Source organism: Virgifigura deserti, assembly GCA_003576685.1.
Classification (GTDB): Bacteria; Pseudomonadota; Alphaproteobacteria; order Dongiales; family Dongiaceae; genus Virgifigura; species Virgifigura deserti.
Window position 1 is genome coordinate 36,156 of sequence record QOZR01000021.1, and the last position, 6,890, is coordinate 43,045.

The 6,890-nt window shown below is 67.1% G+C and carries 5 protein-coding genes and 2 pseudogenes; 2 read left to right on the forward strand and 5 right to left on the reverse strand.

Annotated features, from left to right (window positions below):
* Window positions 1-2: 2 nt before the first annotated feature.
* Window positions 3-1,664: a hypothetical protein gene (locus tag DT069_RS23850; RefSeq protein ID WP_119462854.1), complete on the reverse strand. Its 1,662-nt coding sequence runs from the start codon at window positions 1,662-1,664 to the stop codon at window positions 3-5.
* 303 nt (window positions 1,665-1,967) lie between these two features.
* Window positions 1,968-2,099, reverse strand: a pseudogene (locus tag DT069_RS23855) (IS5/IS1182 family transposase); the annotation flags it as partial.
* A gap of 31 nt (window positions 2,100-2,130) precedes the next feature.
* Between DT069_RS23855 and DT069_RS23860 the strand changes: the two are divergent.
* Window positions 2,131-3,378 carry an adenylate/guanylate cyclase domain-containing protein gene (locus DT069_RS23860; protein ID WP_119462855.1) on the forward strand — a complete coding sequence of 416 codons (1,248 nt, stop codon included), beginning with the start codon at window positions 2,131-2,133 and terminating at the stop codon, window positions 3,376-3,378.
* 36 nt (window positions 3,379-3,414) lie between these two features.
* Here DT069_RS23860 and DT069_RS23865 read toward each other — a convergent pair whose 3' ends face one another.
* On the reverse strand, window positions 3,415-5,247 hold the full coding sequence (locus DT069_RS23865) for an ABC transporter ATP-binding protein (RefSeq protein WP_119462856.1): 1,833 nt from the start codon (window positions 5,245-5,247) through the stop codon (window positions 3,415-3,417).
* Between the two features lie 383 nt (window positions 5,248-5,630).
* On the opposite strand from DT069_RS23865, the gene DT069_RS23870 reads away from it, so the two are divergent.
* The gene (locus DT069_RS23870) at window positions 5,631-5,915 is read left to right on the forward strand and encodes a hypothetical protein (RefSeq protein WP_119462857.1); all 285 of its coding nucleotides are present in this window, start codon (window positions 5,631-5,633) and stop codon (window positions 5,913-5,915) included.
* A gap of 163 nt (window positions 5,916-6,078) precedes the next feature.
* Here the strand turns inward: DT069_RS23870 and DT069_RS23875 are convergent, their stop codons facing one another.
* Window positions 6,079-6,297, reverse strand: coding sequence for a hypothetical protein (locus DT069_RS23875; protein WP_119462858.1), 219 nt, complete (start codon window positions 6,295-6,297; stop codon window positions 6,079-6,081).
* A gap of 187 nt (window positions 6,298-6,484) precedes the next feature.
* Window positions 6,485-6,890, reverse strand: a pseudogene (locus DT069_RS23880) (bifunctional Delta(1)-pyrroline-2-carboxylate/Delta(1)-piperideine-2-carboxylate reductase); the annotation flags it as partial.

The window sequence follows — 6,890 nt, forward strand, 5'->3', positions numbered from 1 at the left end:
CCCTATCTGCCGTGGTCGAGCCAGGCGGTCAGGTCCTGAAGCCAGCGCTCGGCCTCCGTGTTTCCGGCCGCAATCGCCGTGCGATACCAGTCGACGGCCTTGGCCGGGTCGGGCGGGACCCCGCGCACGCCAAGCTGCCGATGAACGAGCGGGTCGTAGGTCTTGCCGAGCGCGAACGCGGCGCGACCACTTCCCGTGCCCAGGCCGAACTCGTAGAAGAGCCGGGCACCCGCCAGATCGCCTTGTGCGAGCAGCGCGTCGCCCCGCTCCATGACGAGGTCTTCGGGCAGGACCCCGGCCGAGCCTACCGGCGCCGGCGCTGCGGACGGCACCGCTTTGGCCGCAATGGATTCGTCGGGTTGCGACGGCGCGGGAGCCGGCACGCCGTCCCCGAGCGCCGCCGTCTGCGTCCTCCCGGACACCGAGCGGGCCGAGGCTGGCGCCTCGCCCGGAGGCGCCGCGACTGTTTCCTCGGCACTGTCGGCGGTCGAAGCCGGCTCCGCCACCGGCCACTCTTCGTGACTCGGGGGTGCCACTGGCGGCCCAAGGGGCGGCAGAGTGGGCGGCACAGTGGACGCCGCCGGGGGTTGTGCTGCATCCGGCGCCGGACTGCGGGCCGCGGGACCGTCGATCTCGTCGGCAACGGCCGGCGCCGGGATCGGAACCACCGTCGCCGGTGCGGTACTCCCATTGCCGTCGGAGTTCGGTTCGTCGATCAGGCCGCTCTCTTCGGCTCCCGGTTCCATCGCCCCAGATTCCATCGCCCCGGGCACCATCGCTACTTCCGCTTGGGTCGCCCTTACCGACGCGTCGGCTCTTTCGGTTTCGGCCGGATTCGGCGGTATTACCGTCTCTATTTGAGGCGCTTCGACGGGCAACGGCTCGGGCGCGGCCAGCTCCGATCCTCCCGGCTCGGCATCGGTCGGCGGTGTCGGCGCTGCCGGAAGCGGGGGCTCCTCCACGGCGACCGGCGCCGGCGGCTCGTCCCGGACCACCGGCCCGGTGGCCTCCACTAGCGCCGTGTCGGCGGCCGGCGGCGGATCGAACGTGACGGACAGCGATTGCGTATTGCTTTTCAGGCTGATCTTGTCATGCATGGCGAGCGCCGTGACCTTCAGGTCGATCGTCCCGATATAGTCCGGCGGGACGGTCAAGCTGAGGTCATCCAGATCCATGAGTCCGGCGCTCCAGAGACCATCGAAGTTCTTTAGTCCGATGCGCCAAATGCCGGCGCCGCGATCCTCGCCGCGTGACAGCAATGATCCGGGCGGCAGCCCGGAAATCAGGACGGAAACTGCGTTCGCGGGCGGGTGCGGCGCTGGGACGACAGTGATCCCCAGCGGAGTAGGGTGTCCGGCCGCGCCATCCCCTGCTACTGCGATAATCATCGGCTTTGCCGGTGCCGCGTCGAGCGCCTGCCCGTTGTCCACCATCACCGCCGCCGATTGCTCCGGCTGATCCTCCGTTCCCTCCGAGGCCACCCGATAGAGCCGGACCTCGTGTCCACCCTCTCTCATTGACGGAAGCACGGCGGAGATCTCCGGAGCGAGCGGCGCTTCGACCCGTGCCGGAGGCCCGGCTGGCACCCCCGTCGGCGTTGCGTCGGCGGGCGAAGCGGCAAGCAAGGCAAGGATAGCGAATGAGAGCAGCGTGCCGTGATGCATCGTCGCACCTCCAGTGCTCCCCAAGGAACGGCCTGCTGGCCAAAGTCAGTTGGATCGTCGCGTGCTGCGATGACTCCCAACCTCTGGGGCTGCAGGCTGCGGAACCCCGGAATCATACGCCCGCAATCGGGCCTGGCGCGCTCCCCCGAAGGGGCAGACACCGGTGGCATCGTTGTTACCCCGTTAGCCGGTCAAAGGAGCGGCGACTTCACCAGTGGTAGGTTCTGGCGGGATTCGGAGCGAATGGGTTTCGGTCCGGTCAGGTCGATCCGACAAGGTCGGATCGGGCTCTAGGCTTCATTTTCAAAGCCACATGCGGATTGCCGCGAGTTCGACGAACGCCAGATAGCTCGCCGCCAGCTTGTCGTAACGAGTTGCGATCCGCCGATATTCCTTCAGGCGGCCGGCCGGGCGTACGACCACGTTGCGCTTGCGGAGCCCTCTTCCGCATGACACCGTGCCTCGCATGCCAGAGGACCGCATCCTGGACCAGGCGGCCACGATCGTGTCCTGGCTCCACCGGCAGGCGCTGGAAGGGGCCGCGGCCGGCACGATCCTGGAAGGCCTCTGCGCGCGGCTCGTCGCCGGGGACCTGGACCTCGAGCGGGCCATCGTCGCCTTTATGGTGTTCCACCCCCAGTTCGACGCGATCAACTTCGCCTGGTCCCGGGACACCGGCAGGGCCGAGCGCCACACGGTCACCTGGCAACTCATCCTGCGCTCGACACCCTCGCCCTTCGCCCACATGCATGGCACCGGGACCGAGGAGCTGCGGTACCGCCTGGAGGATGGCGAGGCCAAGCTTCCGTTCCCCATCCTCGAGCAGCTCCAGAGCCGGGGGCTCACGGACTACTTCGCCTTCTTCCAGCCGTTCGGCGGCTCGGTCGACCCGCAGTTCTGGCCCGACCTGCCGAGCGGCGTGACCATCCGCGAGGGGATCACCGGCTCGTTCGCCACGGCCCGCGCCGGAGGGTTCCACAGGGATGAACTGGCGGCCCTGCGGGTGCTCGCTCCGCCCTTGGCCCTCGCCGTCAAGACCGCGGCGGCGCACGAGATGGCAGAGATGCTCCTCGGCACGTACCTCGGCGCGGCCTCCGGCCGGAACGTGCTGCGCGGGCGCGTTCGGCGCGGCCAGGGCGAGGTCATCCACGCTGTCGTCTGGCACAGCGACCTACGCGACTCGACCGCCCTGGCCGAGACCGTGCCGCTCGAGGTCTACCTCGCCACGCTCAACGCGTACTTCGATTGCGTCATCGAGGCGGTCGCCGCGAGCGGCGGCGAGGTGCTGAAGTTGATCGGCGACGGCCTGTTGGCCATATTCCCGTTCGGGGCCGGCACCCGGGCCGGCGAGGAGGCGTGCCGGCAGGCGCTCGCGGCGGCCCGGGAGGCGTTGGGTCGCTTGGCGGAGGTCAACGCCCGGCGCGCCGAGGCGGGGATGACCGAGATCCGCTGCGGCATCGCGCTTCACGCCGGCGATATCATGTACGGCAATGTCGGTTCGGCGCGGCGCCTCGACTTCACGGTGACCGGGACCGCGGTCAACGAGGTCTTCCGCCTGGAGACGCTCTGCAAGGTGCTCGCGGTGCCTCTCGTCATCTCAGAGGCTGTCGCCGCGCTATACCCGGAACAGCTGCGGCCGCTCGGCCAGCACACGCTTCCGGGCGTCGGTCGCGCGATCAAGGTCTTCTCGCTTCCCGGGCCCATGGAAGGATGAGGCCAGCACGGCTTTGAAAACACGCCCTAGACACCGTCACCCCGATACGGCCAGGAACCCGCCCGACTGGCGCATCCAGAGCGATTCATAAAGGCCGCCGCGGCGGAGTAGCTCCTGATGGCTGCCCGTCTCGACGATGCGTCCCTGATCCATCACGATCAGCCGGTCCATGGCGGCAATGGTCGACAGACGGTGCGCGATGGCGATCACCGTCTTGCCGCGCGTCAGCGTCGCCAGTTGGCCCTGGATCGCGGCCTCCGCCTCCGAATCCAGCGACGCGGTGGCCTCGTCCAGGATCAGGATGGGCGCATCCTTCAGGATCACTCGGGCAATGGCGATGCGCTGTCGCTGGCCGCCGGACAGCTTGACGCCGCGCTCGCCCACATGGACGTCGTAGCCGCGGCGGCCCCATGGGTCCGTTAGGCCGGCGATGAACTCCTCCGCCTCGGCCAGCTGGGCGGCACGGACTATATCTTCGAAGCTCGCATCCGGCCGCCCATACCGGATGTTGTCGGCGATCGATCGGTGCAGCAGGGCGGTATCCTGGGTGACGACGCCGATCTGGGCGCGCAGGCCAGCCTGTGTGACCGTCGCGATATCCGTTCCGTCGATCAGGATGCGCCCGCCTTCCAAATCGTAGAAGCGCATCAGCAGGTTGACCAAGGTTGACTTGCCGGCACCGGAGCGCCCGACCAGCCCAACCTTCTCGCCCGGCCGGATGTCCAGCGACAGATCCTCGATGACACCGCCCTCCTTGCCGTAGTGGAAGCGGACATTCTCGAACCGGATGGCGCCGCGGCTTACAGTCAGCTCCGGCGCATCCGCCGCATCCGTCACCGCATGGGGCCGCGCGATGGTCTCCATGCCGTTCTGCACCGTGCCGATGTTCTCGAACAGCGAAGTGATGGTTCGCAGGATCCAGCCGGACATCTGGGTCAGGCGGATGATCAGGCCGGTGGTGGCAGCGATAGCACCTACCGTGACCGATCCGGCCAGCCAAAGATAGATCGCCAGCGCCGTGACGGTCAGCAGGAGCAGGCTGTTCAGCACCGTCAGCAGGACGGTCATGTTGAAGATCGCCCGCATCAGCATCCGGAAAGCGCCGAGATAACGGACCAGGCCGGCACGGGCGAAGTCGTCCTCGCGCTCCGCATGCGCGAACAGCTTGACCGACAGGATGTTGGTGTAGCTGTCGACCACACGCCCGGACAGGGCCGCGTTCGCCTCCGACAGGGCCGCCGACTTTTGCCGAACCGGCGGCACCATGGAAACGATGACCACGACATAGGCGCCGATCCACAGGAGGACCGGTGGCAGAAGGCGCCAGTCCAGGGCGGCGAACAGGGCAATGGTCCCGATCAGGAACGTCACCAGGAACCAGATGCCGTCGATCACATTGATGACCGATTCCCGCAGCGCCGGCCCCGTCTGCATGACTTTCTGCGCGATCCGCCCCGCGAAGTCGTTCTGGAAGAACGAGAGGCTCTGGCGCACCACCCACCGGTAGTTGCGCCAGCGCACGCGGCTGGTAAGCGCCGGCACCAGCGTCAGGTTGATCAGCCCGCGCGACAGCAGAACCAGAACCGGCCGTAGGACGATGGCGACCAGTGCCATTCCCGCCAGGGCCCAGCCGTGCTGCTCGATGAACTGCTCGCGGCCGGTGGTGCCCACCCAATCGACCAGAAGGCCCAGGAACACGAACAGCGCCAGTTCGGACAGCGACGCGAGGCCGGCGACGATCAACGTCAGGATCAGCAACCCTCGGACGGGCTTCAGGAAGTACCGGAAGAACGGGACGATCCGCTCGGGCGGCTGCACGATTTCGGCCGGAGCCAGAGGATCGAACAGGCGCTCGAAGAATGCATGCATGAGAAAACTCGCTGATGGGACAGGTCTGGCTGAACCCGGCCGTTGAAGCGCACCGGGAGCGCAGGTCGATCTTTGGCACGGACATTACATGTGGAGCCGGCCTGTCGCACGAAAGCATGACCTTTTACCGTGGAATGGATGATGCCCGGCTTCCGTCACTTCCTCGCCCCGTCCGGCGCGGCCGGCGCCCGAGATACGCCCACCTGGGAATCCTCTGCGGCTTGCCTTGCATGTGGGCATAGGCGGCGCGAAGGTCGGGCTTCAGGGTGAACAATAGGTGAGCGACCGTCTATCAGCGCAGGTCGCTTGGCGCACCTGTCCAGCGGTTCGAGACGTGAGGCCCATTCCACGAAGAAGGCGCCCCACGGGCAAAGGAGGTCGACATGATTCAGGTTCGGCGCATTGCTGAGGGGGAGCCCCTCGCGTTCGAGGTGGTCATCCGCGAAGGAAAGGGCGAGACGTATCACCAGGTCACGATGGCTCAGGAGACGTGCCGGCGGCTGACTGCCGGCAAGCATACGCCAGAGCGCTGTCTCGAGGCGGCCTTTCGGTTCCTGCTCGACCGTGAGCCGAAGGAGTCGATCCTCGGACGCTTCGACGTGACGATGATATCGCGCTACTTCCCCGAATTTGAGCGGGAGTTGCCGCGTTATCTCTCACGCTCCTGACTCGGGCGCCGAGGACACAGCGGGTTCGCCCCATATCCAGCGTTAATCGGGCCGTTATCAACCCAGCTGTTGGGCCGGGTCCGTCCGCTGCCTCGGCCAGCGGACGGACCCGGAGCTTGCAGATCATGGCGTTCCAGCCGCAAGCCAAGCCCAGCTCGCGGGCTCAGTGATCACGTTTGATGGCCGGGTCCTCGTCCTTGGCGTGAGCCTTGCCCCGCTGTTCCGCTTCCCGGAGACTGTCGCCCTCCTTACCCGCCAGCGCCTCGCGGGCCCTCTTGGCCTCGGCGTCGACATCGTGGGTCTTGCTATGCTCGCGCGTTCCCTTGTTGTACGCGCGCGCGGCGGTGCGGCTGCCTTCGCCTTCGTTCCGATTGCTGGTCATATTCCGGACCCTTCTCAGCTGTCTCCACTAGGGGAACGAACAGCGGCTGGACTGGAGGGTTCCGTCAGTCGAGCGAGGCCTCACTCACCAAATGCACGCTGGCCAAATGCACGCTGATCGGTTGCCACCAGCACCGCTCGCACCAAGCTGCACCGGCTCTGTCCAGCAGGATCATTGTGGCCGAGGGCTAGTTAGACGGGCCACCCCTCAACTCCGGCTGGTCGCATCGCTCGTAGACCAGAACGGCGGCGGCCAGATCTTCGATCGACGCACCGACCGATTTGAATAATGTCACCGCCTGCGCCGTTTCGCGGCCAGGGGCTTGCTCGCGCGTGAGATCGAACAGGTCAGCGCGAATCTCGCTCTCGCGCAGGACACCGGTCGCCAGCGGCTGGACGATGTCGCCAGCCTCTTTGAGCGCGCCGCCACGCGTGTCGACGAAGACCTCGGCCCGGCGGATCGCGGCATCGTCCGCCTCGCGCATCTGCGGCGTAAAGCCGCCGACAAGGTCGAGGTGCGATCCCGGTTGCAGCCACTCACCACGGATCAGGGGCTCCTTCGACAGGGTTGCGCAGGAGACGATGTCCGCCTCC

What these genes read in the sequence shown, in the direction of transcription:
- DT069_RS23860 (WP_119462855.1), top strand. Translation starts at nt 2,131, where the DNA reads ATGCCAGAGGACCGCATCCTGGACCAGGCGGCCACGATCGTGTCCTGG.
- DT069_RS23875 (WP_119462858.1), bottom strand. Translation starts at nt 6,297, where the DNA reads ATGACCAGCAATCGGAACGAAGGCGAAGGCAGCCGCACCGCCGCGCGC.
- DT069_RS23865 (WP_119462856.1), bottom strand. Translation starts at nt 5,247, where the DNA reads ATGCATGCATTCTTCGAGCGCCTGTTCGATCCTCTGGCTCCGGCCGAA.
- DT069_RS23870 (WP_119462857.1), top strand. Translation starts at nt 5,631, where the DNA reads ATGATTCAGGTTCGGCGCATTGCTGAGGGGGAGCCCCTCGCGTTCGAG.
- DT069_RS23850 (WP_119462854.1), bottom strand. Translation starts at nt 1,664, where the DNA reads ATGCATCACGGCACGCTGCTCTCATTCGCTATCCTTGCCTTGCTTGCC.